Origin of the sequence: Alteribacillus sp. JSM 102045 (genome assembly GCF_041949975.1) — a bacterium.
GTDB lineage: Bacteria > Bacillota > Bacilli > Bacillales > Marinococcaceae > Alteribacillus.
In genome coordinates, this window is the sequence record NZ_JBHFQG010000013.1 from 49,462 (window position 1) to 75,516 (window position 26,055).

Sequence of the window (26,055 nt, forward strand, 5' to 3'; positions counted from 1 at the left end):
AATCTTTTTTAGTTTGTCATGTAAAAAAGTACCTTCATTTGGTTTGATGAGGGCACTTTTTTACGTTCATAAGACACGTATGGGAGAGGAAGCCACAAAAGGGGGTACCATACTGTGCTCTTCATTCTTGATCATCTTCTACGGGGTAAGCCATATTAAAAAGAACTAATTGGCTGTTAATTTCAAGTTCCATCGGTTTTCTTTCTACACAATAATAATTCCCTTCATTATTTTGAATGCGAGCTTTTACATTATCGTTTAGCATAATGATGAGAACCTGTTTGATTCTTTCTTTTAATTGTTTATCCATAATTGGAAAACTAATTTCCACTCTTTTAGATATGTTTCGGGTCATCCAATCAGCAGACGAAAGATAGATTTTTTCCTCTCCATTATGGTGAAAATAGTATATTCGAGAATGCTCCAAATATCTTCCGACTATGCTTCGGACACGAATGTTTTCGCTCACTCCTTTTATTCCCGGGCGTAAACAGCATATCCCACGAACAATCAAGTCGATTTTTACCCCTGCTTGCGATGCTTCATACAGTTTTATAATGAAGGTTTTCTCCGTTAAAGAATTCATTTTGGCAATGATTCTCCCGTTTGAAAATTTACGGTGATATTCCATTTCCTTGTCAATCAGGTGAATAAAATGGTCACGAATGTCAAAAGGTGCAATGACTAAATGATGGAAAGTTGGTTTTTTTAAATCTCCGCTTAAATAATTAAAGAAATTTGTTGTATCTAAACCGAAATTGGAATTTGATGTCATAAGTCCTAAATCCGTATAAATTTTAGCGGTCAATTCATTGTAATTTCCGGTTCCCAAATGAATAAATCGTTCTATTTTATCTTTGTTTCTTTTGACAATAAGTGTGATTTTACTATGCGTCTTTAAATGGGTCATGCCGTAAATGACGTGGCAGCCAGCTTTCTCCAATTCTTTTGCCCATAGTACGTTATGTTCTTCATCAAAGCGGGCTTTTAATTCTACGAGTACTAGAACTTGCTTACCATTTTCAGCAGCTTTCATCAGAGCTTCAATGATGGGTGAATCTTGACTGACTCGGTAAAGAGTCTGTTTGATGGCCAAAACATTAGGGTCTTCTACTGCATTTCTCACTAGATCGATGACAGGTTCAAATGATTCGTATGGATGGTGCAACAGCACGTCTTTTTTAGACAGTGTTTCGAATAAATCTTCCTGGTACATTAAATCTTTTGGTGGCTGAGGGATTCGTGGCATATAAACAAGATGATCTTTTTCTTTTTTTGTCTCATCGTAGAAATGGAATAAAAAAGTTAAATCAAGCGGTCCATTTACAAAATAGACATCGTTGTCATGAATTTCTAATTCATCTAATAAATAATTTAAGATATTATTATCAACAAAATGGTTATTTACTTCAAGGCGAACCGCACAGCCCCATTTCCGCATTTTTAATTCCTCTTCAATTTCTTTTAAAAGATCTCGAGCACCTTCCTCTTGAATCGTTAAATCGGCATTTCTTGTAATCCGAAATTGTGTTGTGCTTTCTACATGAAACCCAACGAACAGTTTGTAGATAAAATGGCAAAGAAGATCTTCAAGAATTACAAACTGCCGAAGAGTTGAATTGTTATTTCGAATTTCGACAAATCGGTTTAGTCCTCTAGGTACTTGAACGATTTCAAGTTTTTCTCCTTCGGGGGTATCTTTCCATTGATCTTTAATGACAACTGCTAAATTAATGCTTTTGTTTACAAGCATTGGAAATGGCCGGTAAGCATCTATGGCCAGAGGGGTAAGAACTGGTAGTACAATATCATCGAAATAGGTTTCAAGATAAGTCAATTGTTCATTATTTAATTGATCCAAGGAAGCAAATTCAATGTTTTCTTTTCTCAAGTTTGGTAAAAGCGTTTCAGTAAACATTTTATATTGGCTATCAACAAGTACATGGTTGATTTTTGCAATTTCAGACAACTGTTGTTTCGGGGTCAATCCTGCCTTGTTTTCAGGACTTTTTACACCTGCTTTAACTTGATCTTTAAGACCAGCTACTCGAACCATAAAAAATTCATCTAAATTTGAACTGAAAATTGCTAAAAATTTACACCGTTCAAGTAATGGATTTCGTTCATCTAGAGCTTCTTCCAGTACGCGCTTATTAAACGCCAGCCAACTCAATTCTCGGTTGTTATAGAATGCCGGATTATTTAAGTCTAATGAATTGGTTTTTTTTTTCAACATTGTACCACTCCCTCGACTTTATTTCTCATATGAATACTATTTCCTTGAACTTTTGTTTAAATGTATAGAAACTTGTTTAAGTATATGTAAATGGAAATGTTGGTCAACAAAAAAACGTAGTTGCTGCTTGATTCAGGATGATAAACATCCCGATATTGGGAACTAATAAATAAATTATTGGATAAAAAGTAACACATAAATATTTTTAAAGGTTAAAAAATGCCATTTTGAAGGTACTACTATTTCTGGAATCATTGGCATATAAATACTAATACAGTCTCCTATTTGAATGTTATTTTTTCAAGCCATTAGCTGTACGATTAACCCATTCATGCAGCTCTTTAAAATCATAAGTACGGATTTCTTCGTTTTCTCCTTCCCAGATGAGAGCCGTAGAAGTCTCATCATGTTCCACCCACTTATCAAGCATACTTTGAACAATATTCAATTGACCTCTTGTACACCCCCTTGACTCGGAAATCATACAGCACTACTCATAAAGGTCCTCCTTCACTTTACAATCGAATTAATGACAATCAGGAGATTTGTGATTTGTGTGTAATTTTTTAAATTAGCAGGACAAAATCGGTAACATGCATTCTATTAACTCCTTTCTCGAAAAAATGAATAAATTACAACATTTATAGTAAAATCCGGTGCAAGAACCTTAATAAATGTAAAAACGTTTTAAAGAATTCATTTTTAGTACTTTAAAAATTATTGATAGGCAGTAGAACGTTGATACACCAGGAAATAGACAACATATTTATTTCCGCGATTTCCCAATTAAAAGTGTCTATGCGTTGACGCGAATGATTGCACTAAAATTTTGTTTAATAATATCCTGATATTTAAATTTTCTGTTCATTATCAAAGGAGGTTTTTCTATGGCTGAAAATGTCAAGGAATTAGGCAATGTAGAACAAGAAGAAGCATTTCCTGTTGAAAACTTTCACCACTTGGAATTATATGTAGGAAATGCAAAACAAGCAGCTTATTATTTCTCCAAAGCATTAGGGTTTAAAACAACGAACTATCGCGGTCTGGAAACAGGCTGCCGAGATCGAGTTTCTTATGTTCTAGAGCAGGGAGCGATTCGTTTAGTTGTAACTGGAACACTTACAGAAACAACAGATATCGCTTCGTTTGTGAAGTTACATGGAGAAGGGGTCAAAGACATTGCTTTAAAAGTTTCTGATGTGGAGGAAGCTTATCACGGAGTAGTAGATCGGGGCGGAATTGGAATAAAAGAGCCATGGACCGAGAAAGATGGAAACGGCCTTGTGAAAAAAGCTGTTATTGGTACTTATGGGGATACGATTCATACTTTGATTGAAAACGTAGACTACCAAGGAAGCTTTCTACCAGGTTATGAGCCATACGAAGGTAATGATACTGCTTCTTCCACAGGTATTGTCGGAATCGACCATGTCGTAGGTAATGTGGAAGTTATGGAAAAGTGGACCACGTATTATGAGAAAGTTTTTGGGTTTAATGTTCTGAGACACTTTAATGATAATGACATCTCTACTGAATACTCGGCACTTATGTCTAAAGTAATGACAAATGGTACAGGACGTATTAAGTTTCCCATTAATGAACCAGCAGAAGGGAAAAGAAAATCTCAAATACAAGAGTATCTGGATTTTTATAATGGTCCTGGTGTTCAGCATCTAGCACTTCTTACCAATGACATTATTGATACGGTGAAAGCATTAAAAGCAAATGGTGTGGAATTCCTGAACACACCTGCTGCCTATTATGAGGAGCTAAATCAAAGAGTAGGTAACATTGAAGAAGATATTAAAAAGCTTCAGGAACTCGGGATATTAGTTGACAGGGATGATGAAGGATATTTGCTGCAAATTTTCACGAAACCTCTTGTAGACCGACCAACGTTCTTTATTGAAATTATACAGCGGAAAGGCGCTCGAGGTTTTGGGGAAGGAAACTTTAAAGCATTGTTTCAATCTATTGAACGCGAACAAGAACGTCGAGGAAATATTTAATCATTACTAGAAATGAAGGGAGGAAACCATATGATAGATAGAAACACGTTGGTAGAAATGACAGGTTAAAACGGAGCACCCTCCCCTATTTGTCAAACATAATAGATTATGCTGGACTCTTTCCGCCCATAAACTTACCTCTGGAGCAGGCAGTTCACAATTATGCATCCTAACTTGTAGACGAATACTCCTACAGCAAGGGTGAAGAGCTTTCTTCTTATGTACATTTATTTTCAAAGGATCACCTTTCATTTGTTAGATGCTACAGCAGCGAAAACAAAACTGTACGGTTTGCAAACTTTTTGCGAGTTGACATTTCCTCTTCATGAAAACTGGGAGTAATATGATATGCTTCGAACTATTGATGAAATAGGAATCTATAATAGGAAGAAAAAGCTCAGCTTGGACTAAAGTTACGATTGGGGGGATCACAACTGAAGCCTTTCCGACTCCAAAATAAGTTGCTGCGGTACTCGTTAAAGCTGGAGAATAAGGAGTGCCTTTGAAATTTACCGTAGGACTACATCATCCCATTCGCATATCGGGGAGAAGTCAAAACAAATATGCATGGATTTCTTAATATATTCACCTCAGGAATGTTAGCTCGCAGTCATAAAATTTGGATGTTCCCGCTATCACTCCTATTCGCTCTGATGAGGATTCTTCTCATTTCTCCTTCACGGAAGAAGGACTGAAATGGAAAGAACATGAGCTTTTTATAGATGACATTACATTACTTCGTAAAACGTCCCTGCTTTCTTTTGGCAGTTTTGATGAGCTTCGCGATGACCTAAGAACGTTAGAAAAGATTTGATTTGAGAGGAGCTCCAGAAAAGATGAAATCATTTATACATGTAGAGCCTGAATCTCATTTTCCTATACAGAACCTGCCATACGGGGTGTTTCGTCCCCTCGGTGATAATAGAGCACGTGTTGGAGCGGCGATTGGAGAATTTGTACTAGATTTATCTGTAATCGATAAAGCGGGATACTTTAAAGGAACAGCCGTGGAAGGTAGAGAGGTTATTAATCAAGAATCACTTAACGCCTTCATGGGACTTGGAAAAAAAGCATGGCAAGAGGTAAGAGCAATTATCCAGGGATTACTCAGAGAAGATACAGCGGATTTACGAGATAATGCATCATTACGCAAGGAAGCCTTGCTTCCCCAAAAAAACGTAGAGTTACTGTTACCTGTAGAAATCGGGGATTATACTGATTTTTATGCTTCAAAAGAACATGCCACGAATGTAGGAACGATGTTTAGAGGAAAAGAAAATGCTCTTATGCCAAATTGGACACATTTACCTGTTGGGTACCATGGCCGCTGTAGCTCCGTAGTACTTAGCGGTACCGACATTTGTCGCCCTAATGGACAAAAAAAGCCAAAAAATGATGCCTCTCCTGTTTTTGGGCCCAGCGAACAACTGGATATTGAACTAGAGATGGGATGGTTTATTGGGCCTGGCAATGAACTAGGACAGCCGATTTCCATTGATAAAGCAGAGGAGCATATATTTGGTCTTGTGTTAGTCAATGACTGGAGTGCTCGAGACATACAAACCTGGGAGTATCAGCCGTTAGGGCCGTTTTTGTCTAAAAGCTTTGCTACATCCATCTCTCCCTGGGTCATCCCGCTGGAGGCGCTTGAACCCTTTCGTGTCAGCGGTCCAAACCAAAATCCAGAACCATTACCTTACCTTAAAAAAGAGGGAGAGAACTCGTTTGATATAAATCTTGAAGTGTCTCTTAAAACAAAAAATGAAAAAAGCCCGCAAAAGATTATTTCTACAAATTTTAAGTTTCTCTACTGGAGTATGGCCCAGCAGATTAGCCATCATACTATTGCCGGCTGTAACCTGCGTCCTGGAGATTTACACGCATCAGGCACGATCAGCGGACCGGAAAAGGAACAAAGAGGCAGTTTACTGGAATTAACCTGGCGTGGTACAGATCCTATTGTTTTAGAAAATGGTGAAACCAGAGAATGGTTAGAGGATGAAGATCAAGTAATGATTACAGGCTGGTGTCAGGGAGATGGATTCCGTGTAGGCTTTGGAGAGGTTAAGGGGTGTATACTGCCGGCAAAAGAGCAACCTCAGCAAAACAAGTCATCTGACAATAAGATTTTAAGAACAAACATTTAAACAACTCATCATCATCTAAGGAGGTCTTAAGCATGCCGTTTTATCAAAAAATGGGAAAAATACCACGGAAACGACATACGGTTTTTCGAAAAGAGGATGGTTCTCTTTATCGTGAACAAGTAATGGGAACAAAAGGTTTTTCGGGTATTCAATCGATTTTATACCACCATAACCCCCCAACAAGAATCGAAAAATCAAAGTTATTAGAAGATGTCAAAGTAACATATGAGGAGCAAATGGATCTTAGTCACCGTCATTTTTATTCTAACAAATACACCGAAGAAAGTGACGCTGTGACCGGAAGACAGTATATCCTTGGAAATGAAGACGTTTTGATAGGAGTGGTAAACCCAACCAAAGCAATGGATTTTTTCTATCGCAATGGGGATGGCGATGAAGTTGTATTTGTTCACTACGGTTCTGGTAAGGTGGAATCCACATTTGGAACACTGACCTATAATCCAGGTGATTATATTGTTATCCCAATAGGAACAATTTATCGCGTCGTACCTGATCAGGGAACTTCTAAATTGTTAGTTGTGGAAACAAATAGCTGGGTTACGACACCAAAACGTTATCGAAACACCCATGGTCAGTTACTTGAACACAGCCCATTTTGCGAACGAGATTTTTTCGGCCCTGAAAAACTAGAAACCCATGTTGAAAGCAGCGAATATGAGGTAAGAACAAAATCAAGAGGATATATGCACTCTCATACGTTTAAACACCATCCACTGGATGTTGTGGGCTGGGACGGATACCTGTTTCCTTATATTTTTAATATTTCTGACTTTGAACCAATCACAGGACGGATTCATATGCCGCCTCCTATTCATCAGACATTTGAAGCAAACAATTTTGTCATATGTTCTTTTGTTCCGCGTTTATATGATTATCATCCGGATGCTATTCCGACTCCTTATTATCACAGCAATGTAGACAGTGATGAAGTCCTTTATTATGTGAAAGGCAATTTCATGAGCAGAAAAGGAATAGGGGAAGGTTCATTAACCCTTCACCCGTCCGGGATTCCTCATGGTCCTCATCCGGGGAAAATTGAAGCAAGCATTGGCAAAAAAGAAACGGCTGAGTTAGCGGTGATGATTGACACATTCCGGCCGCTGCGTGTCGTCAAAAGCGCTAGAACAATGGAAGATGAAGAGTACAAATATAGTTGGAAAGAAAGGTAAAGAGGTATCTGCAGCGAAGGTAATTAATACGTGTTAAGCTAATGATTTTAAAAATTTTTCGTAAAAAATCCCCTATTATGCTCTATAAAGAAAAGTGACAGATCGTTTCATTCCGTATACATTATCATATAATTATAAAATATAAAATTGTCAGTGGGGAACTTTCTCCCGGAACAAGATTAATTGAGGAGAAGAACGCAAAAGAAACGGGGATTAGCCGAAGCCCAATCCCAATCCGTAAAGCAACAAGAAGGTTAACCAGTGAAGGGTTGGTGGTTGTTAATCCTGAGGTCACCTCATTTGTTCATCCAAAGTGGGTGAAAGCGCTAAGTGATGCAGTAGTTTTAGCTCAAAGCTAACACAAAAAAATGGTGCGGATGATAACATTTTTGCATCAGTCCACCCGTCCTTCCGTTGAAGTAAAAGCAGGTTCTGTATTCCTGTACACAAATTAATGAAAATTTTTCAATAATACCTCCACTTTTTCGTTAGCTTCGCAAGAAGTAAGGAAATAGTGGAGGCAACCAAGCGAAGTGCGGTAGCCGGTTATAGGTATACAAAAATAGAGTACTGAAAATGTTGGCGTTTTAACCATGTTAAAGATTTAGAGTGTCTGCAATTCTCGTGTCTTATAAATAGGAGCTGACATAGTTTCATCTGTGGTTGTACGATTTCCAGACCCTTAAGCCATTCACCCAACTTTTCATATTATGGTTTAAGTACAACCTTGATACAATTATCCATTTTTGTATCAAAAATCTCATAACCGTGTTTCGCTTCATTTAATGGCAATGTATGTGTAACAACATCACCTGGATCGACTTTTCCTTTTGCAATTAAATCATGCAAAAATGGCATGTAGTGAATAATTGGTGCTTGACCAGTTCTTATATTGACATTTCGTTGAAAAATATCACCTAAGGGAAAACCGTTATATCTTGAAGCATATACACCTGTAATCTGAATGTTTCCGCCTTTTCGAACGGCTTGGCTTGCCATAACTAGTCCGCTCATAGCACCGCCATGCAGCTTCAAACCAGAGGCAAGAAACTCAATATCTGTCATCTTGCCGCTCATTCCTACACAGTCGATAACAACATCAGCGCCGCCATTTGTAAGGTCATGTAAATAGGAACCAACATTTTCATAATCTTCAAAATTAACTGTCTCCACATTATTGGTTCGCTTAGCATGTTCTAAACGGTATCCAACATAATCTACGGCTATTACTCGCTCTGCCCCTTTTAACCAGGCAAACTTTTGTGCTAAGAGTCCCACAGGACCACATCCTAGAATGATTACGGTGTCGCCCTGTTTCATACCAGAATTGTCCACACTCCAGTAAGCGGTTGAGCCTGCATCAGATAGTAAAACTAACTTTTCATCTTCTACTTCACTATCTTCAGGAATCTTAAAAGGGGTAAAGTTCCCGTAAGGTACACGCATATATTCTGCTTGCCCACCAGGGTAACCGCCTACTGTACCAGAATAACCAAAGTAGGCTCCCATTTCCCCATTATCATTTGCATTATCGCATTGACTTTCTAACTCATGCTCACAGAACCAGCATTTCCCACAACTAACGTTAAAAGGAACAATTACGCGGTCGCCTTTCTTCACTTTTGTAACCTCTGGACCAACTTCTTCCACAATTCCCATTGGTTCATGACCAATAATATAATCCTGTTGTAAATTTGGAATCATACCATGTATTAAGTGTAGATCTGAACCACATATGGCTGTGTTAGTTAACTTGACGATAATATCATCAGGTTTTTGAATACTTGGGGCCTGTACGTCTTTAACTATTACATTTTTAACACCTTGAAAGGTAACTGCTTTCATGATTGTATCTCTCCTCTATTATCGTCATCATTAATTTGGTGGCGTTGGAAATAATCCTTTTCTGTTTGTGTTACCAGGGAAGAGGTTTAGCCCGGCAATATCAATGGCATTTTGGGCTGCTGTAATATCCAAAAGCTGTTGTTGATTTACATTGTACGGATGGAACCATTTTTTCTTCATCATTAACTCCGAAACTTCGCCGTGGTAATTAATTGCTGTTTGCAATTGGTTTCGAAGCACATTTCTAACCTCTGGACTAGCAGCTTCTGTTAAAGCAATAGCATAATTTCGCACTGCTGCCTTTGCCGATAGCAGTAAATCAAGAGCCAAAGCTGAATCTGTCTGTTCCGGCATACCTACCGAGTTAATTGGATCCAGATAATCATTCATTTTAACACCTCACTTATTGAGTATTCGCATTGTTATATAAACCTTGCAATTCATTGAGATCTTTAATGGAAAGTTGTACATTTTTTTCCATCATTGCTTTTAGATCCTGGTCAAATACAATCCCTTGCAGCATTTTTGATTTTAATAAACTAACTGTTTTAAAATTAATGAGTTCATGAGTTTCCATGGTCTCATGAAATGCTAATTTTTCTTGTTCCATTCTATCGCCCCCTCTACAAAAAGTATTATGTCTTCATTAGTTTGAGCTTATACTCCAAATGTTATAATTCTTGAAAAATTCATTTTGTAGAATAATAAAAATACCAATTACGTAACATAATCAATATTGAATATCTATTTCTTTTTAAATTCAGGAGGATGAAAATGCAGAATAATTTAGCTTTACACGAAAAACTTGAACTGCATGAATTATTAACTTTCAAAAATACTTGTGTAACGAAATCATCCACAATGAAAAATTTAGTTGGGTGTGAAGAATTGAAAGGAATCCTTTCATCCGATGTCATGACTGGAAAGCAGCATATTCAACAAATTCAAGGATTTTTAGGAACGGGGGATTCTTAATGACAAACTTTGTTCAGAACATAGCTGGAATGAGTGGAATGACAGATCAAGTTATTGCTACAGATTTTTTAATTTCTGCTAAATCAGGAGTCCGAAATACAGCTTTTGCTTTAACGGAGGCAGCTACACCGGAAATAAGAAATGCCCTAATTCTCCAATTAAATGATGCGATCGACACTCATGAAAAAATAAGCCAATATATGATAAATAAGGGGTATTACCATCCAAACAATTTAACGGAACAAGTGAACGTTGATCTAAATGCTTCACAGACAGCAATTCAATTAAATAATTAATTTTTAAAGGAGAATTACATCGGATCTCCTTTCTCCTTCTTATATAACCAATTCTAAGGTTAAAAATTATATTAGAAAATCAATTATTAACCAACGGGTTTACTTCACCTTCATTTGGGCTGCCCCTGTAAAGTATTAGAAAGTGCGGTAAGATAACGCTAAAGAAAAAAGGAGCTTAGGTATTTCCCAAGCTCCATTTTTCTTAACTGTTCTTTTTACGCTTTCACTAATGCTTCCTGTCCATAGAAAGAGGCTTTATAAAGGTCTTTCATTTGCTCTACAGACGTTTCGCGCGGGTTGGTACTGGTGCATGGATCTTCCATTGCATTTTTCGCCATGGTGTCGAGATGCTCGTTGAATTCTTCTTCTGATACGCCAAAGTCCTGAAGGGTGGTTGCGAGGCCGAGGTCTTTGTTTAATTGGAAGATATACTCCACCAGTGCATCCGTTAATTCAGCATCTGTTTCCCCTTTAAGTTTGAGACGACGGGCGATTTCAGCAAAGCGATCTTCAACTACGGCGCGGTTGAATTGAATCACATACGGCAAGTAAATCGCATTGGCATACCCGTGCGGAATGTCGAAGGTCGGGCCGCTTTTATGGGCCAGACTGTGGACGTTTCCGAGGACTGCGTTCGCAAATGCCATTCCAGCCATCGCTTGGATGCTGTGCATCTGCTTGGCTGCTTCTTGGTCCCCTTGGTAAGAAGCAACCAAGTTATCCTTAATCACTTCTGCACTGCCAAGAGAAAGGATATCTGTATATAAGGTTCGCGGCTTGGCGACATAAGCCTCGATTGAGTGTGTAAAAGCGTCCATGCCAGTGTATGCTGCGATGTGTTTTGGCAGGTTTTCGATCATGACAGGATCGATAATTGCAATATCTGGCGTTAATTCAAAGTCAGCCAATGGGTATTTGATGTTCGTCTTTTCATCGGTTACCACTGAAAGATTGGAAACTTCAGAACCGCTTCCGCTTGTAGTAGGAATACCGGCAAATTTCGCTTTCGTGCGAAGACGCGGAAGTTCAAATGGCTTGGTGGCATCCTCAAAAGAAAGATCCGGATACTCGTAAAAGAGCCAGATGGCTTTAGCAGCGTCCATGGCGGAGCCGCCTCCGATGCCAATAATCCAATCAGGCTGGAACGATTCCAATTCCTTTGCCCCTTGTTTTACCATTTCAGCGGTGGGCTCCGTATTGTATCCTTCCAACACTTCTGTTTCTATATTGGCAGCAGCCAAATGTTCCTGAATTCGTGTAAGGTTTCCGTTTCTCTTAACAGAACCTCCCCCAATAACAAGTGCGGCCTTTTTTCCTTCAAATGACCGTAACACTTCAAGGGCGTTATCTTCGAAATAAATATCACGTGGGATCGTAAAACGACTCATAGTATTAAAAGCCTCCTTGAAATATGGTAATTTGTTTCGGTTTCAATTGTATAGCTTTTAGTAGTATGATGATAGTACGCACTTTTAATGCACGTAGTATCCATAAAGATACTATATGAGCGATTTACTATTGGAGGGGATCCGAAATGGTTAGAGCAGCAGAGCAGGAATTCAACTGCGAAAAGGAACTAACATTGTCTTTAATCGGAGGCAAATGGAAAATGATAATCCTTTGGCATTTAGGACAAGAAGGGACCAAACGGTTTGGTGAATTAAAACGGATGTTGCCTAACATTACGCAAAAAATGCTCACCAAACAGCTTCGGGAATTGGAAGAGGACCAACTCATTCACCGGGAAGTCTACCCAGTCGTACCACCGAAAGTTGAATACTCTCTCACCGAACACGGTGAAACATTAATCCCGATTCTAGAGGCTATGTACCAGTGGGGCCGCACATACATGGACACAGTCGTGAAAGAGAAAGACGATGTCCATTATTCGATTTTGTAGAACCCGCGTTCCTGTGACCACTCGAATGTGCAAAAGGATAAACTTTTTTATAAATGTAGAGAAAACACTGGAAAACTTGAAATTTTTTGTGTGTCCGGGTATGGCTAACAGCTAGGCGATGCAATTCCACTACAGGCTTTGTATTGGGAGTTAGCGAATAACAAGGGTGTACTTCATGAGATGGAATGGGAAGGAAGCCGGACGCAATATCACGGGATAAAGTGCATCTCGTATAACGGGAGACAAGCCATACGATCTAAGTATTGAGAAATAAAATCGAAATTTTAAATGTTAATATCACTTGATATTTTGTTTGCCTAAATGACTCCTAATGAGCATAGGATACAGAAGGGAAAAAAATAAAATACACCCAAATGAAGTGTGTTTCTAAGAGGTGAGAAAAGATGGTTTCCCAAGGAAAGTTCAAAACTGCTGATTATTTTAGTGCCAGAGAGCTAAGAAAAGCCGATTATCTTCATAATAAAATGGTTCGCTCTTCTTCACCTAGAGCAGCAGCAATTTTTGAAAGGCAGTTAAAACAACTATTTCAGCTAGCACACAACCGAAAAAAACAGGGGAAAGATCGAGTAAACAGGAAAGTTCAAGTGGAAACTCCTAAAGGCACGGCTGAATTTAGTAATAAAAACGTCGAAGACTTTGTCATAGATATTTCAGAGAATTTTTCAAGACCTTACAAGTAGGTCTTTTTATTTAATAATTTCTATGCAGAAATAATTAAAATCACATGCCCGAACAGTATCACAGGATGTGATGATGCCGCTGCTGCCAAAACCTTTAAAAAAGGTGAACATAAACAGCCCGGTCGGCTGTGATGTACGCTAGACGACGTCTTTTGCGATTTCGACTTTTTTTAAATCCTTATTAATATGTACTTTCCTTCTCAGGTTATAAGTTTCAAAGTAACCAATGCTGGATAAATAAATAGTGATTGCCATATATCATTCTCAAATTAAATCCTGGAGGGTTTATCCATATGAATCGTATGTTACAGGGAAAAATCGGATTTGGTACGGCTCCTTTGGGCAATATGTTCCGTAATATTCCGGAAGAAGAGGCAATGGCCACGGTGGATGCTGCCTGGGAGCATGGAATCCGCTGCTTTGACACGGCCCCATTTTACGGCGCCGGCCTTGCCGAAATCCGCCTAGGGGAAGCACTGTCGAAACGCCGGCGTGACGACTATGTGTTAAGTTCAAAAGTGGGACGCTTTATTTTAGACGAAAAGGAAGAGCCGTCAAAGGGTGAGCTATTCGAGCACGGGCGCCATAATAAATTGGTCATTGACTACAGTGGAGACGCAACCTTGCGCTCGATCGAACAGAGCCTCGAACGTTTGAAAACCGACCGCCTGGACTTCGTGTACGTGCATGATTTAGCGCAGGACTTTCATGGCGATGAGTGGCTGTCACAATTTGAAACGGCCCGAACGGGGGCATTTCGAGAGCTGACACGTTTGCGTGAAGAAGGAGTCATTAAGTCTTGGGGACTCGGGGTCAACCACGTAGAACCAATTGAGCTCACGCTGGACCTGGAAGAAGCGAAACCGGATCTATGCCTGCTGGCCGGCCGTTACACCCTTTTGGATCACGAACGTGCCCTGCAGCGATTAATGCCGGCAGCCATTAAGCAAAATGTCGGCATTGTTGCTGGTGGTCCGTACAATTCAGGCGTTTTGGCTGGAGGCAGCCATTTTGAGTATGAGAAAGCACCGCAGGAAATCGTGGAAAAAGTCGAGAAAATCAAAAGCATAGCAGAGCGCTACCAGATTAGTGTGAAAGCTGCCGCTCTGCAATTTACACTGGCTCATCCCGCCGTTGCTTCCACTATCCCTGGAGGCAGCCGTCCTGAGCGGATTGAAGAGGACCAGAATGCGTTAAATACTGAGATTCCAGCTGCCTTTTGGCTGGAATTACGAGAACAAAAAATAATAGCGCCTGAAGCACCGCTGCCGTTCCACAAGTAATCGACTGACTTGAATGTTTAAGGCGCCGTTCCTAATGAAGGAATGGCGCCTTTATGATAAAAGCAAAAATGAAGCGGCAAAATACTCCCTCCTTTCAACCGGGACAGCCGGCAAAGGGAAGCCGCTTTTATACCCTAAACAGGTGCTTCCAACTGGTCATCGTCCAGCTTTTTCTCAAGGTAGTCGATGTCTTTTCTGGCATGAAACCGTTCTGCTTTCTCTATTTTAACAGCAACACTGTATTGAGGAATGCCGGAAGGGCCGTCATAAACGCCTTTTGGAATTAAGAAGTTGCCTTCAGGGAAATGAAGACCAACGTTACCTCGTGCGATATCGGAAAACAGAGCTTTCCCCTGAAACACACCATGCTGGTTGTATACCACGATGCCTTCTCCCTCGACAATGTTTAAAGTGTTTGCATCTTCGGCATTCATTAGTACATCATAACGACCGGCTTGGTTGAACGGATCTGTTTCTTTAAATACCATTGAGTTAAATTGTTTGCCCCGTCTGGTTGTTACATAAAAGGTACCTTCTGGCTTTTCAAGGCTTGGTATATTAATAGGAATAAGGTTCCCACGGCCGTCGGGTGTAGGACACACCCCGCCTTCACATAACCAGGCGCCGCCCCATTGGAAAACATCTCCCTGTTTTTTCAAATGCTGTATGCCATCATAGTCAGGGTTTGCTTTGGCGATTTCGTCTCGAATCTCCTGGGCTGTTTCGAAAGAAACCAAGTGTGCCGTTTCCGGCTTTACTCGTTTAGCAAGATCCACGTATATTTTCCATTCAGCCCGGGCTTCTTCAACCGGCCGTTTGTTTCCTTCAATTTCAGGTGAAAAATAAACCATTCTCTCCGTGGATGTTGATGTGCCGCCGCCTTCTTGTTCGAAACGCGTTTTCGCTGGAAGAACAATGACAGCTTCTTTCGCGTCTACCAATGTGGAAGTATTAAATATAATATCCTGATGCACCCGAATATCCACTTCAGAAAGAGCTTTTTCGATAAACTCCGGGTTGGGCATTGTTTCTAGGAAATTACCTCCACTCATATAATAGAGTTTCAGTTTTTTCTCATGATCATCAGGAAGGTCGGCATTTTCTAAGTTCACTCCGACAATATCCCCTTGCCATTTAGGCAGGGTAAAGCCCCATAACTCTTCGATACGTTTTACATTTTCCTTATCCCAGCCGCCTCCAGGCAGAACAAATGGGTCTGCTCCCATTTCACCGGTGCCTTGTACGCTGGAGTGACCGCGAAATGGCATGAGTCCCGCCTTTTCGCGGCCAAGGTATCCTCGTAAAAGGGCAAGATTTGCCACTTGGGAAATATTATCTGTCGCAAAAGAATGCATTGTTAAACCTAATGCCCAGGCAAATACGGCGTTTTTACTGCTGGCAAGCAATACAGCCAGCTCTCGTATTCTTTCCTTTGAGCTGCCCGAAGAAGAGATGATTTCCTCCCAGGAAATGCTCTCGACTTTTTCTTTTAATTTTTCATAGCCGTTAACATGCTGCTCGACAAATTCGTGATTAATCGCGGAACCGTACTGTTCTGCTTCCATTTCAAACCAATGTTTCATAATGCCGTGCATAAAAGCAATATCCCCGCCAATATTAACCTGGTAGAAGTCATCAGCAATCTGTGTTCCAAACAAAGCTGATTCTGCATTGGATGGTACCCAATATTTATCCATTGCCGGCTCTTTGTACGGATTGATCACAATAATCTTCGTGCCTTTTTTCTTTGCTGCCAGCATATACTTCGTGGACACCGGTGAAGCGTTGGATGCAACGCTTCCCCAAAAGACAAGGACATCCGTTCCAATCCAGTCTTTATACGTGCAGCTGGAAGCTCCGATTCCAACGGAGCGTTTCAATGCTGTTTTGGATGGGGAGTGGCAGATGCGTGAAGCATTGTCAATATGGTTGGTCCCTAAAAAACGTGCCACTTTGCCTGCTGTATAGTAGGATTCATTGGTTATCCCTCTGGAGGTCAGGTAGAACGCATATTGTTTTGGGTCTAATGTTTTCATTTTTTCGGCGATGATGTCCATCGCATCATCCCAGCTGATACGGGAGAATTTATTTTCTCCTTTCCGCCGGATTAAAGGATAGGGGATACGTCCCATTTTTCGCAGTTCTGCACTCGAATATTGGCGCAGCTCCTCCACATCGGCATGAACAACCTCTTCTTTCAACGGAGGCATCGTGCTTAAACGCAGAACGTTTAATCGAGTCGTACAGATGTGTGGTCCCTTTAAGGTTTGGTCGTATAAACCGGAAACCCCTAGTGCACACCCATCACAAACCCCTTTCGTTAAAATGTTGGCAGCGTATTTCAAATTATCTTTGTTTTCCCAGGCTACTTTCATCGTGTCACGAATATGTTTTGGCTTAATTTTTCCTAATCCAAACGGAACAGGGCTGACCCAATGCTCGGGAGAAGGGATTTTAGAAATACTTGTTGGTCCGCTATGTAGAGTGCCTTTTTTAGGATCTTTTTTCTTTTCCTCACTCATTTAAAACAGCTCCTTTTTCTAATAGACTATTATTTAAGGACAGGGAAGTAGAAGCAAAAAAACCACCGCCATTTTTCTTTGATGAAAAATAAAACGGTGGCTGAGTCTTTAACAGGTCCGCTGCCAAGTACCAAACCTCTATGGGAAATGTTATAAGCTCGAACGCTGTTTTGATCAGCGTTCGAGCTTGATCGATTTAAAAATCATGACCGAAAACAGGGGCGCTGCATTCGTATCATCATTCATTTTGTTACTAAAATTTTACCTCGTTTTTGGATAAAAATCAATATGCATGCTTTTAGGAAAGGGCTAATATTTTTTTATTGTACTTAAACCATAGGGAGAAAATTTTATTTTTATAGATATGAATACGGGGGCTCCGTGATGCTTTTCTTAAAAAGCTGAACGGTATACTGATAGTTATTGGTTTCTAGTAAGGTTTCAAATCAACGTAACCTTTTTCTATTTGGATCTTATTTGTTTAGCGTTTGGTATCTTGTTGGGAATCATTATTTCTGTCAAAAAGAATAAGGAAGAAAGCATTCGATGCCGGATAGGTTGGCATACATTCAATCTTAACGCACGGGATAATGAAATAAAATCAAGGGCTGTATATACGTGTCAACGGTGCGGAAAACAAAAGAAAGTAATAAGAGGTATTTAACGGAACTGATGCATAGAGGTAAAAAATTAAACCAGAAGGTAGAATATTATTAAGACTCACTGAATGCCTCAACCCAGTTCGGACCATTCAAAGTCAAATGTTAGAAACAATCAAACAAAAACGAAAATGGAACAGAAGCAATACTAAACCTATGCTCAATAATCTACTACATGAAGTAGGGTTTAATAACCCAGCTAAAATATTAAGTGCATATCCGTTTGAATTAAGCGGGGGGATGAGGCAGCGGGTACTTCTGGCAATGATACTGAGTCTTGAGCCGGAACTTCTCATCTGAACCAACCACAGCTCTTGATGCCATTAACCAAGAAAGAGTTTTGTCATTAATGAAAAGACTTCAACACGACTTTTCACTAACTATTCTGTTTATTTCTCATGACAGGAAGAGTGTATTGAAATACGCTGATCGTGTGGTAGAGCTGAATACAAACGGGGTGACTTCATGACACTATTAGAGATCGACGAGGTGACAAAGGAATATCCACTTAGTAAAAAAAGCATTTATTTGGAAAAAGAAATAAACGTTTTCAGGCTGTGAAGCTTCTTTTCAAGTGAACCGAGGAGATTGCATAGGCATTATTGGAGAAAGCGGCAGTGGGAAAAGCACACTGGCTAGAACCGCTTACAAAAGGAGATATTCGGTTAAACGGTAGTTCCATTCGAAACATGAAAGACTTAGAAGTTTTTAAACATATCCAACTTGTCCTGCAGGACTCACACTCGGCACTTCATCCAAAAATGAATATTCGGGACATTATCCAGGAACCCATTCGCAATTTTTACCCTGCTGCAGGAATACAGAGGAAAACTATTTGTGAACAGGTAATGGAATTAGCTGGCATAGAAAAATCACTATGGAACCGCTATCCTTACCAGCTTAGCGGGGGGCAAAAGCAGCGGGTTTGCATTGCACGCGCACTTGCTGTTAAGCCGGATATGATCATTTTCGATGAATCGATTGCCAGTATTGATCAAAAGGATCAACAATTGATTTTGGATAGGTTAAAGCAGCTCCAATCCACAGAAGACATCGCTTATTTGTTTATTACTCACGACATTGAAACGAACAAAGAGTTTTGTCATAAAACAGCAGTAATGTATCAAGGAGAAATAGTAGATTTCTTGGAGGAGTGGAAGGAAAGTGAGTTGACACACCCATACTCACGCTTGTTATTAAACACATTGGAAGAAGATAGAATAGGAGAAACATATTTAATTAGTGAAATATAATATCTTTTAATAATCCATGATTAGTAGAAAAAATAAAGTGTAGTTTAACGAGAAAGGGGTGTCTTTATGTCAAAAAGTATTGCTGTTAACAGATCGAGAACCACACAGACGAGGCTCGTGCTTCTCCCGGATAAAAACCACTTAGATTCTATTTTTGGAGGAAAGGTGCTGGCGTATATTGATGAAATAGAGCTATTGTTGCGATGAAACATGCAAATAGTGTAGTGGTTACTGCATCTATTGATTCTGTTGATTTTTTGTCAGCAGCAAAAGTTGGCGATATATTAGAGCTTGAAGCTTTTGTTACGTCGACGGGAAGAACCTCTATGGAAGTTTATGTAAAAGTACAATCGATAAATTTAAATACGGGAGACTTAACGTTGACAACGAAATCTTTTTTAACTATGGTTTTAGTAGATAAAGAACGGAATCCAAGCCAGATTCCAGCTGTAAAACCTGAGACTGCTGAAGAAATAAGATTATTTGAATCTGCACCAATGCGGAAAGAACATAGAAAACAAAGAGCTGATTTTTACAATGACCATTAAATCATATTCAGTGCTCATCAAGTAGAATGATGAATGAGCACTTTTTTAGATTTTATATACGAAAAATCATTAACGAAGGTTCAATAATGAATGGTATGAAAAATAAATGAATGGGTATATTATTAATTCTTGCGGAATTGCTATTAACCATTACCGCAAGTTATTTCAATGCCAAAGAAATAAATGCATTTATTTCCAGGGATTATGAACACGGTGGAGAAGTTTTGTTAAAAATACATAGAAACTTCACAAATGAATATTCCTTCCAATGTAAGAAGGATCCAAGGAAGGAGTTTCTCCAAAATAGATGGTTTTTTTATGTATCACAGGGGAGCTGAAAAGCTCTCTTTTTTAGTGATATAAAGACTCCGTTAACCCCCCACCTCACTTAAACTTCTATCAAAATCAAGCATACAATATTATCAACAGCTTCAAAAGATTTGAATAATAGGTAGACATGCTATGACACCTCCCCTTCCTCTTTGAAGCTATCAACATAACGTATAATAAGGAAGGAGGTGATCTTCCATGTCCTACTATTACTGTGAATTCTGTAAGAAGCGTAAAAAGAAACCTGCCAACAAGAAGTTTAATAAAAAGAAACCTACCAACAAGAAGTTTAATAAAAAGAAGAGAAACAATAACAACTTTAAGAAAAAGAAGTGCTTTGGTGGAAAGAAAAAGAAGAGAAATAATAGAGTAAATCATTTCACACCAAAGAAGAAGCGTAATAAGAAAAAGAAAATTATTTGTTATATGTAGGTAAGCCTTCTTACTGGGAGTACTCCTCTATTTTATAGGGGAGTATTCCTTTTAATTGGAAAACGGCTGATGGTTAACCTATTTATAATAATTGAATAAGCTCCCACGTCAAAACGGTGGTATCTTTGTAATCATGGTACTGAAGAAAGTGGATTAAATTGTCCTTAAAGTTTTTCGGTACAATAATGACTTCTACATCAGACTCTCTAAAAGGATAATCTCCTACATACCGCCATTCTCTTTCTCCATAAAATGATTCTCCCCGCTCTGCACCAAAGTTGGTATGTTTTATAAAATTGACTAAGTCTCGATTGCCGTTTTTATGAGCAATAGAAGGCATATGTTCAGGATCAATATATAACACCGGATTGAAATTTCCATGGATCGCTTTGTGGTTAAAGCCAATGGCGACTTTTCCGTAATACTCCATATGAAAATCTAAATCTTTTAAAGGAATATCACAAACACAGCAGAATGGCGCTGTTTCTTCAGTGGATGACACTTTCTCTGCAGTAGTTGCTATTAATGTTTTCGAAGAAAGAATCGTTTCTAACGTTTTATAGCTATCTTCGATGGTTTTTGGAGGATAGGATTTTAAATCCTTCGGCCGTTTAATCGTTTTCCAATCTACTCCGTTCGGACTGCCTGTGAAATGCCAATAAATATTGGAATAATAACGCTGCATATTAGATTCATCCTAAACTTTGTGTATTTCCGTACAGTATTACCTTGTTCTTCAGTATTGATAATAATTTCTTCTGTTATTCCTTTGAAAGCTATGAAAGGTAACTCAATATTTATTTTTAGGCCTATAAAACCAGACAAATTTTTGTCGTTTCCCATGTGACGGCGAAATTATTACGTTTATCATGTTAGGAACTGATTTTGTTAAGCCTGAACAATATTAATTCCACTCTGAAAAAATTACATAAAGTGGCTGATCTTATTTTCTGCTCCATTCCCACACTTTATCTGTCACTTCTTTATCGTTTGCGTAAGAGGGGTAAACCTCGGTGCCGGTAATTTGTTTTATATTTTCGATGAAGCCAGGGTTTTTTGGCGCTGGTTTCATGATTTCTAATTTATGATTAAAAAGCTTGCCTGTCGTGTGCTTGAATTGATCAGAGGTGCATATCTCAAAATAGTTATCCGCCATGTACGCAGTTGGAGGGAAAAATAGGTTCTGCACCCATGCAATAGGCGGTAGCGGGGCTTTACCTTTTTAATTGTTTGCTTTGACATTTTTGCTTCATTAATCTGCAGGGCATTTACCTTTATCCCGAATTCTTCCAGTTCATCTGCGAAAGTAAAGGTGAGCATTAACAGTGCCATTTTAGATTGGCAGTACATCTTATACACACTAAATTTGGCACTACGTTTGTAAGCCCCCTCCAAATGGTCCAGCTCTACTTTTCGTTTAGGGTCAAATTGCTGCCGGCATGAAGAATTCTAGCGTCTTAAGAATGTTTTAAAGCATCGACTAATAAGGATGTCATTAAAAAAGGGCCGGCCACATTCGTAGCAAACGTCAACTCGATATTATCCTTGTTGTCCAAGATCTCTAAGGGGCTTTAGAGATTCTTTCCTATAAATTTTACACAAAATCCTTCATTTCATGACCGAAAAGAGGTAATAAACGTAAAATAAATGAGGGGAGAAATGGGGGAAAAATAAAAGTAGACTCTATTTCTATTATTCTACCTGCTATCATATAATAAAAGCTGGGAACAAACTCATAAAAACATTAAAAAAGGAGGAAAGGATCATGGGCTTTTTCAGTAAAGGAGATAATAGAAAAAAGCACACAGAGGAAGCGCAGCAGTTTTTGTTTGAGGGAGAGGAGCTTGAAGGCACGTACGGACTAATGGTGGATTTTGTTGCTTTCACCTCCCATCGTCTGCTGTTTGTTGATCGTTCTGTACTGTCTAAGTCGAAATCGGTAGTTGTTAGTATTCCTTATAACAAAATAGAAGAAATTGCGATTGAAAAAACAGGGTTACTGTCCTTTTCTAACAATATCGAAATTACGATTAAGAAAGAAACACATTCATTAAACTTCTTAAAAGACACAGACGTGATGGGAATTTACCGCGATCTATCAAAAAGAATTTGTCAATAGAGTAATCTATCTGGGGGTCTGTTTTATGAAACATTTAAAATCAACTTTTTTCTTATTGATCGGTTTAAAGTTGTATTAGCAGCATGCGGAGGTCAGGAAGAACCAACAGAGTCAGAAGAAGATACAGCTGCAGCAGAAGCAGACGAGGAGGAAACGGAAGAGACAACATCTGAAGCAGAAGTCGACGAAGAAGAGTCCGTTGAAGTGGATAAAGGCCTTATAAACGTAGAGGTTACGTTGCCAGCTTCCTTTTTAGAAGAACAGGATGTCGACCAGGTTACAGAGGACGCGAAAGAAGCCGGCGTAAGTGAAGTGACAGAAAATGAAGATGGTTCAATTACTTATAAAATGTCCAAATCCACACATAAAGAAATGATGGATGAAATGGAAGAGGAGTTGAATGATACGATTGAAGAAGTGAAAAACAGCGACGATTATGTCTCTATTGAAGATGTAACCACAGATCAATCGTTCTCTGAATTTACTTTAATCGTCGATCGAGAAGCATATGAGAACAGCTTTGATGGCTTTGCCGCATTGGGGCTTGGGATATCGGGAATGTATTATCAGTTGTTTGATGGAGCCAGCCCCGCGGACTATGAAGTAAGCATACATGTAGAAGATGCCGAGACAGAAGAAGTTTTCGATACGATCGTTTACCCTGATGCATTTGAAGAAGAGTAATAATGAGCCGTGTCGGACTAAACGGGACTGCTTCAATAGATAAGCAGTCCTTGTTGTTTTTCTATTAATAATTTAAGTTCCAGTCCTCTTGTTTAAGCTTTTTACGATAGACGAAAGCCGATATGGTAATGCTGATTTCAAATAAAACGATTAAACAAGCGAGAACTAATATATCAGATAAGAAATCTGGCGGTGTCAGTACAACCGACATAATCGTAATAATAAAATAACAGATTTTCCTTGATTTTTTCAGCCGTGCCGGATTCAATATTCCAAGTGCGGTAAGAAATAAGACGACAATAGGCATTTCAAATAAAAATCCGAAAGGGAGCGTCATTTGAAAAAGAAAATTGAAATATTTTTCTGTCGTGTAAAATGTTTGGAAAGCTTCATTAGATATTTCCTGTAAAAAACTTAGGACAGTTGGAAAAACAATCGTATAACCAAAGCTGATCCCGATGATGAATAATAAAAACAATGGAGGAATTAACATGAGCGTTGCTTTTTGCTGTTTTGGTTCTAAAGCTGGAAGGACAAACCGCCATGTATGATAAGCAGCTACAGGAATGGTTAAGCCAATAGCAGCAATACCAGCAATTTTAAAGTAAACCCATAGTATATCAGCCGGACCTAATAACGCCAGTTCGGTGTTCAAATCTTTTACAAGCCACTGATAAATATGGTCCACAAATATAAATCCCAGCGCGAAAAATGCTAAAAAACTCACACCTACGATCAGGATCCGCTTTCTTAATTCATCCAGGTGTTCTACTACTTCTACTTCTTGTGCCATATTTCTCTACTCCTTTCTATTTTGAAAGTGAGAGGGATGAATATCGTTCAACGGGTTAATCACGAAATTGTTATTGGAAAAACTCGGCTTGCCGCCGAGTCCTTATGGCGGAAGTCGTAGTTTTACTTATACTTTTATCCTTTAACAAAGTTAAACTTTCCTAAAGTTAAAAAGAAGAAAAGAGGGTGTCCTCTTTTCTCCCGATTTTGGTTACTCTTTCTTATCTTTTGTTTCCGAGTCATCTGAAGAGACGAGATCTTTTGTGGCGGATTTGAATTCTTTCAGTGTGTTTCCAAATGCTCGTCCGATTTCAGGAAGCTTAGATGGACCAAAGATGATTAAAGCAATGATTAATATTAAGATTAAACCTGGAACTCCTATGTTAAATGGCATCATACATTCTCCTTTTGCTTAAAAGCCTGTAATGGCGACCACAGCTGGGCGGGGCATCGAATCTCCATAGCGGTGCGGCCACATACTTGTTGGATTGGAACGATCCTCCGTTTCTTCACCAGGGTGCTGAACCGAAAGAAATAATGTTTTTTCATCTGGGGTAAAAGATGGACCAGTCAATTCCGCTTCGACAGGGGCAGAACCAAATTGGTATGCAACTCCTTCATCCTGTCCCTGAGTTGGAATGACGAAGACCCCGTTATTACCGAATGGTTCCCAAATAGTAGAATTCAGCTTGCTGCTTGAAATATCGGTTACTGTCCAAAGGTTTCCGTCCTCATCAAATGTCAGATTATCCGGTGCGCTGAAACCACTCTGGGTTCCACCTGCAGCAAAAATAGAAAATTGGAATTCAAGCGAGCCGTGGTCATCCTCTTTTTCAAAAAATCTCGTAATGTGTCCATGCATATTTCCATGCGTTTGATTGTTCGTATGAGCGACGAAAATGGTTCCATCAAACGGACTGATTTCTACGTCTTCCGGGCGGTCGGTTGGAGTCCCGCCAACAAGAATAGCTGCGTCATGGCAGTTCACGAGCACGTCCGCCTGGGTTTGGAACTTATCCAGTGCGTCTTTGTCATCTTCTGCTGCTTTTTTGACCTCATCTATGGTGAGAGGTACCCAGGCACCTTCACTGAAATTGGCTACATACAGCGTTCCTTTTTCGAGAAGTTTCGCATTCTTTTTCCCTGCGTTCGGATCATATTTCCCTTCACTGATGAACTTGTATACACACGCATCTTCTTTATCATCCCCCATGTATACAACGATGCGGTTATCTTTAGCAAGGCCCATACAGGCATTTTCATGATGGAAACGACCTAGAGCGGTATGTTTATGAACTTGAAAGTTTTCATCAAATGGGTCAACTTCCACGACCCATCCATAATGAGTTTCATCCAGGTCAGCGGCTTCTGAAGTATCCTCGTAGTTTTCTTCACAAGACAGCACCGTGTTCCAAAGTGTTTTTCCGCCAGAACAATTTGCGAAGGTTCCTTGAACTTTCGAAGCACCCCCGACAGCTTTTGAACCTTTCGCAGGACCGGTAAGAGAAATAGAAGTTAAGCCTGTTACGCGGCGCGCATAATTAGAGGACGTATCCATTTCCCATCCGTTCTCACCGTTTACTACTTCAATAATAGAGCCGCCTTGGTTGTAGAGAAGTTTTTCTATTTGTGCTTTTGAGTAATTCTCTTCTATTTTTTTACCAAATACGAACTGATCATCAACATACTCATGGTTGACCCATAATAGTCCGCGTTCTTCTTCACTGTCTTCCATAGGGAAAAATAAAGTGAAATCATTGTTAAATCCAAAAGTATCCCCTTTTGAATTAATTTTGTCTTCATAAGCTGCCACTACCTTGTAGGAATAGCCCTTAGGTAAAATAAGATCATCTTTGTTCGTCGGTTCGATCGGCCTAAACTTCAATGGCCCCATCTTGGGAGCTTTTTTATTCGGTTTGTGGAAAGCGCCTTGTTTGGCATTTACTTTATCTGCGATTCCGTCTAATCCGGTACTGGCAGCCGCTAAAGCTACTGTACCCGTACCCATGTATTGGAGAAATTTTTTTCGGTTCATCTTGGGTGACAACCTTTCCCACTCCCTTGTCCTATGTTTTTATCTTACAATTTCTATCATAAAGTGAGCTTGTTAAGTTAATATTGATTAATTTTAAAA

The 26,055-nt window shown here is 39.4% G+C and carries 24 protein-coding genes and 2 pseudogenes; 15 read left to right on the forward strand and 11 right to left on the reverse strand.

Translation table 11 applies throughout. The features are described from left to right. Positions 1-121: 121 nt before the first annotated feature. Entirely contained in the window at positions 122-2,236 is a 2,115-nt protein-coding gene (locus tag ACE1TI_RS10675; protein WP_375007562.1) for an RNA degradosome polyphosphate kinase, read from the reverse strand. 292 nt (positions 2,237-2,528) lie between these two features. After that, positions 2,529-2,684, reverse strand: coding sequence for a hypothetical protein (locus ACE1TI_RS10680; RefSeq protein ID WP_375007563.1), 156 nt, complete (start codon positions 2,682-2,684; stop codon positions 2,529-2,531). 439 nt (positions 2,685-3,123) lie between these two features. Between ACE1TI_RS10680 and hppD the strand changes: the two genes are divergently transcribed. The 5 genes from hppD (at position 3,124) to ACE1TI_RS10705 (ending at position 7,941) form a co-directional block, all read left to right on the forward strand. Further along, positions 3,124-4,245 (forward strand): 4-hydroxyphenylpyruvate dioxygenase, encoded by a 1,122-nt coding sequence (hppD, locus tag ACE1TI_RS10685; RefSeq protein WP_375007564.1) that lies wholly within the window; start codon positions 3,124-3,126, stop codon positions 4,243-4,245. A 619-nt stretch (positions 4,246-4,864) separates the two neighbouring features. Next, positions 4,865-5,059 (forward strand): hypothetical protein, encoded by a 195-nt coding sequence (locus ACE1TI_RS10690; protein WP_375007565.1) that lies wholly within the window; start codon positions 4,865-4,867, stop codon positions 5,057-5,059. Positions 5,060-5,081: 22 nt separating this feature from the next. Further along, positions 5,082-6,392 (forward strand): fumarylacetoacetase, encoded by a 1,311-nt coding sequence (fahA, locus tag ACE1TI_RS10695; RefSeq protein ID WP_375007566.1) that lies wholly within the window; start codon positions 5,082-5,084, stop codon positions 6,390-6,392. A gap of 32 nt (positions 6,393-6,424) precedes the next feature. Continuing rightward, a complete protein-coding gene (locus ACE1TI_RS10700; RefSeq protein WP_375007567.1) occupies positions 6,425-7,582 on the forward strand; it encodes a homogentisate 1,2-dioxygenase in 1,158 nt (385 codons plus the stop codon). A 146-nt stretch (positions 7,583-7,728) separates the two neighbouring features. Further along, positions 7,729-7,941, forward strand: a complete 213-nt coding sequence (locus tag ACE1TI_RS10705; RefSeq protein WP_375007606.1) for a GntR family transcriptional regulator — start codon at positions 7,729-7,731, stop codon at positions 7,939-7,941. 349 nt (positions 7,942-8,290) lie between these two features. On the opposite strand, the gene ACE1TI_RS10710 is transcribed toward ACE1TI_RS10705, so the two are convergent. The 3 genes from ACE1TI_RS10710 to ACE1TI_RS10720 are packed head-to-tail and all read right to left on the reverse strand — an operon-like array spanning position 8,291 to position 10,037. Beyond that, positions 8,291-9,427 (reverse strand): zinc-dependent alcohol dehydrogenase, encoded by a 1,137-nt coding sequence (locus ACE1TI_RS10710; RefSeq protein ID WP_375007568.1) that lies wholly within the window; start codon positions 9,425-9,427, stop codon positions 8,291-8,293. Between the two features lie 30 nt (positions 9,428-9,457). Beyond that, entirely contained in the window at positions 9,458-9,817 is a 360-nt protein-coding gene (locus tag ACE1TI_RS10715; protein ID WP_375007569.1) for a spore coat protein, read from the reverse strand. 13 nt (positions 9,818-9,830) lie between these two features. After that, positions 9,831-10,037, reverse strand: coding sequence for a spore coat protein (locus ACE1TI_RS10720; RefSeq protein WP_375007570.1), 207 nt, complete (start codon positions 10,035-10,037; stop codon positions 9,831-9,833). A gap of 164 nt (positions 10,038-10,201) precedes the next feature. Here ACE1TI_RS10720 and ACE1TI_RS10725 point away from each other — a divergent pair, with 164 nt between their 5' ends. After that, entirely contained in the window at positions 10,202-10,402 is a 201-nt protein-coding gene (locus ACE1TI_RS10725) for a hypothetical protein (protein ID WP_375007571.1), read from the forward strand. After that, positions 10,402-10,698 (forward strand): spore coat protein, encoded by a 297-nt coding sequence (locus tag ACE1TI_RS10730; RefSeq protein ID WP_375007572.1) that lies wholly within the window; start codon positions 10,402-10,404, stop codon positions 10,696-10,698. The genes ACE1TI_RS10725 and ACE1TI_RS10730 overlap by 1 nt, the downstream gene beginning before the upstream one ends. Positions 10,699-10,913: 215 nt before the next feature. Here the strand turns inward: ACE1TI_RS10730 and ACE1TI_RS10735 are convergent, their stop codons facing one another. Further along, on the reverse strand, positions 10,914-12,086 hold the full coding sequence (locus ACE1TI_RS10735) for an iron-containing alcohol dehydrogenase (RefSeq protein ID WP_375007573.1): 1,173 nt from the start codon (positions 12,084-12,086) through the stop codon (positions 10,914-10,916). A 146-nt stretch (positions 12,087-12,232) separates the two neighbouring features. On the opposite strand from ACE1TI_RS10735, the gene ACE1TI_RS10740 reads away from it, so the two are divergent. The 3 genes from ACE1TI_RS10740 to ACE1TI_RS10750 all read left to right on the forward strand — a co-directional run bounded on the left by ACE1TI_RS10740 (position 12,233) and on the right by ACE1TI_RS10750 (position 14,582). Continuing rightward, positions 12,233-12,598 carry a winged helix-turn-helix transcriptional regulator gene (locus ACE1TI_RS10740; protein WP_375007574.1) on the forward strand — a complete coding sequence of 122 codons (366 nt, stop codon included), beginning with the start codon at positions 12,233-12,235 and terminating at the stop codon, positions 12,596-12,598. 404 nt (positions 12,599-13,002) lie between these two features. After that, complete coding sequence (locus tag ACE1TI_RS10745; protein WP_375007575.1) at positions 13,003-13,299, forward strand: hypothetical protein; 297 nt, start codon at positions 13,003-13,005, stop codon at positions 13,297-13,299. Positions 13,300-13,592: 293 nt separating this feature from the next. Then, on the forward strand, positions 13,593-14,582 hold the full coding sequence (locus ACE1TI_RS10750) for an aldo/keto reductase (RefSeq protein WP_375007576.1): 990 nt from the start codon (positions 13,593-13,595) through the stop codon (positions 14,580-14,582). A 134-nt stretch (positions 14,583-14,716) separates the two neighbouring features. Here the strand turns inward: ACE1TI_RS10750 and ACE1TI_RS10755 are convergent, their stop codons facing one another. After that, entirely contained in the window at positions 14,717-17,104 is a 2,388-nt protein-coding gene (locus ACE1TI_RS10755) for an FdhF/YdeP family oxidoreductase (RefSeq protein WP_375007577.1), read from the reverse strand. Between the two features lie 761 nt (positions 17,105-17,865). Between ACE1TI_RS10755 and ACE1TI_RS10760 the strand changes: the two genes are divergently transcribed. From ACE1TI_RS10760 to ACE1TI_RS10770, 3 genes and pseudogenes are all read left to right on the forward strand, one after another. Then, positions 17,866-18,063, forward strand: coding sequence for an ATP-binding cassette domain-containing protein (locus ACE1TI_RS10760; RefSeq protein ID WP_375007578.1), 198 nt, complete (start codon positions 17,866-17,868; stop codon positions 18,061-18,063). A gap of 274 nt (positions 18,064-18,337) precedes the next feature. Further along, positions 18,338-19,016 (forward strand): annotated as a pseudogene (locus ACE1TI_RS10765) (ATP-binding cassette domain-containing protein). A gap of 66 nt (positions 19,017-19,082) precedes the next feature. Continuing rightward, positions 19,083-19,564, forward strand: a pseudogene (locus ACE1TI_RS10770) (acyl-CoA thioesterase). A gap of 844 nt (positions 19,565-20,408) precedes the next feature. Here the strand turns inward: ACE1TI_RS10770 and ACE1TI_RS10775 are convergent. Next, positions 20,409-21,011: an abortive infection system antitoxin AbiGi family protein gene (locus tag ACE1TI_RS10775; protein WP_375007579.1), complete on the reverse strand. Its 603-nt coding sequence runs from the start codon at positions 21,009-21,011 to the stop codon at positions 20,409-20,411. Positions 21,012-22,061: 1,050 nt separating this feature from the next. Between ACE1TI_RS10775 and ACE1TI_RS10780 the strand changes: the two genes are divergently transcribed. Next, positions 22,062-22,445 (forward strand): PH domain-containing protein, encoded by a 384-nt coding sequence (locus tag ACE1TI_RS10780; protein WP_483860646.1) that lies wholly within the window; start codon positions 22,062-22,064, stop codon positions 22,443-22,445. Between the two features lie 204 nt (positions 22,446-22,649). Then, entirely contained in the window at positions 22,650-23,129 is a 480-nt protein-coding gene (locus ACE1TI_RS10785; protein WP_375007581.1) for a hypothetical protein, read from the forward strand. Between the two features lie 64 nt (positions 23,130-23,193). Here ACE1TI_RS10785 and tatC read toward each other — a convergent pair whose 3' ends face one another. From tatC to ACE1TI_RS10800, 3 genes are all read right to left on the reverse strand, one after another. Further along, a complete protein-coding gene (gene tatC, locus ACE1TI_RS10790) occupies positions 23,194-23,922 on the reverse strand; it encodes a twin-arginine translocase subunit TatC (protein WP_375007582.1) in 729 nt (242 codons plus the stop codon). Positions 23,923-24,132: 210 nt separating this feature from the next. Continuing rightward, positions 24,133-24,315, reverse strand: a complete 183-nt coding sequence (gene tatA, locus ACE1TI_RS10795) for a twin-arginine translocase TatA/TatE family subunit (protein WP_375007583.1) — start codon at positions 24,313-24,315, stop codon at positions 24,133-24,135. 18 nt (positions 24,316-24,333) lie between these two features. Then, positions 24,334-25,956 carry a PhoX family protein gene (locus tag ACE1TI_RS10800; protein ID WP_375007584.1) on the reverse strand — a complete coding sequence of 541 codons (1,623 nt, stop codon included), beginning with the start codon at positions 25,954-25,956 and terminating at the stop codon, positions 24,334-24,336. Positions 25,957-26,055: the final 99 nt, after the last annotated feature.

Bases quoted from the DNA above. Each gene is read 5' to 3' on its own strand.
- ACE1TI_RS10675 (WP_375007562.1), bottom strand. From the start codon at position 2,236: ATGTTGAAAAAAAAAACCAATTCATTAGACTTAAATAATCCGGCATTC.
- hppD (WP_375007564.1), top strand. From the start codon at position 3,124: ATGGCTGAAAATGTCAAGGAATTAGGCAATGTAGAACAAGAAGAAGCA.
- fahA (WP_375007566.1), top strand. From the start codon at position 5,082: ATGAAATCATTTATACATGTAGAGCCTGAATCTCATTTTCCTATACAG.
- ACE1TI_RS10700 (WP_375007567.1), top strand. From the start codon at position 6,425: ATGCCGTTTTATCAAAAAATGGGAAAAATACCACGGAAACGACATACG.
- ACE1TI_RS10710 (WP_375007568.1), bottom strand. From the start codon at position 9,427: ATGAAAGCAGTTACCTTTCAAGGTGTTAAAAATGTAATAGTTAAAGAC.
- ACE1TI_RS10715 (WP_375007569.1), bottom strand. From the start codon at position 9,817: ATGAATGATTATCTGGATCCAATTAACTCGGTAGGTATGCCGGAACAG.
- ACE1TI_RS10720 (WP_375007570.1), bottom strand. From the start codon at position 10,037: ATGGAACAAGAAAAATTAGCATTTCATGAGACCATGGAAACTCATGAA.
- ACE1TI_RS10725 (WP_375007571.1), top strand. From the start codon at position 10,202: ATGCAGAATAATTTAGCTTTACACGAAAAACTTGAACTGCATGAATTA.
- ACE1TI_RS10730 (WP_375007572.1), top strand. From the start codon at position 10,402: ATGACAAACTTTGTTCAGAACATAGCTGGAATGAGTGGAATGACAGAT.
- ACE1TI_RS10735 (WP_375007573.1), bottom strand. From the start codon at position 12,086: ATGAGTCGTTTTACGATCCCACGTGATATTTATTTCGAAGATAACGCC.
- ACE1TI_RS10740 (WP_375007574.1), top strand. From the start codon at position 12,233: ATGGTTAGAGCAGCAGAGCAGGAATTCAACTGCGAAAAGGAACTAACA.
- ACE1TI_RS10745 (WP_375007575.1), top strand. From the start codon at position 13,003: ATGGTTTCCCAAGGAAAGTTCAAAACTGCTGATTATTTTAGTGCCAGA.
- ACE1TI_RS10750 (WP_375007576.1), top strand. From the start codon at position 13,593: ATGAATCGTATGTTACAGGGAAAAATCGGATTTGGTACGGCTCCTTTG.
- ACE1TI_RS10755 (WP_375007577.1), bottom strand. From the start codon at position 17,104: ATGAGTGAGGAAAAGAAAAAAGATCCTAAAAAAGGCACTCTACATAGC.
- ACE1TI_RS10760 (WP_375007578.1), top strand. From the start codon at position 17,866: ATGTTAGAAACAATCAAACAAAAACGAAAATGGAACAGAAGCAATACT.
- ACE1TI_RS10775 (WP_375007579.1), bottom strand. From the start codon at position 21,011: ATGCAGCGTTATTATTCCAATATTTATTGGCATTTCACAGGCAGTCCG.
- tatC (WP_375007582.1), bottom strand. From the start codon at position 23,922: ATGGCACAAGAAGTAGAAGTAGTAGAACACCTGGATGAATTAAGAAAG.
- tatA (WP_375007583.1), bottom strand. From the start codon at position 24,315: ATGCCATTTAACATAGGAGTTCCAGGTTTAATCTTAATATTAATCATT.
- ACE1TI_RS10800 (WP_375007584.1), bottom strand. From the start codon at position 25,956: ATGAACCGAAAAAAATTTCTCCAATACATGGGTACGGGTACAGTAGCT.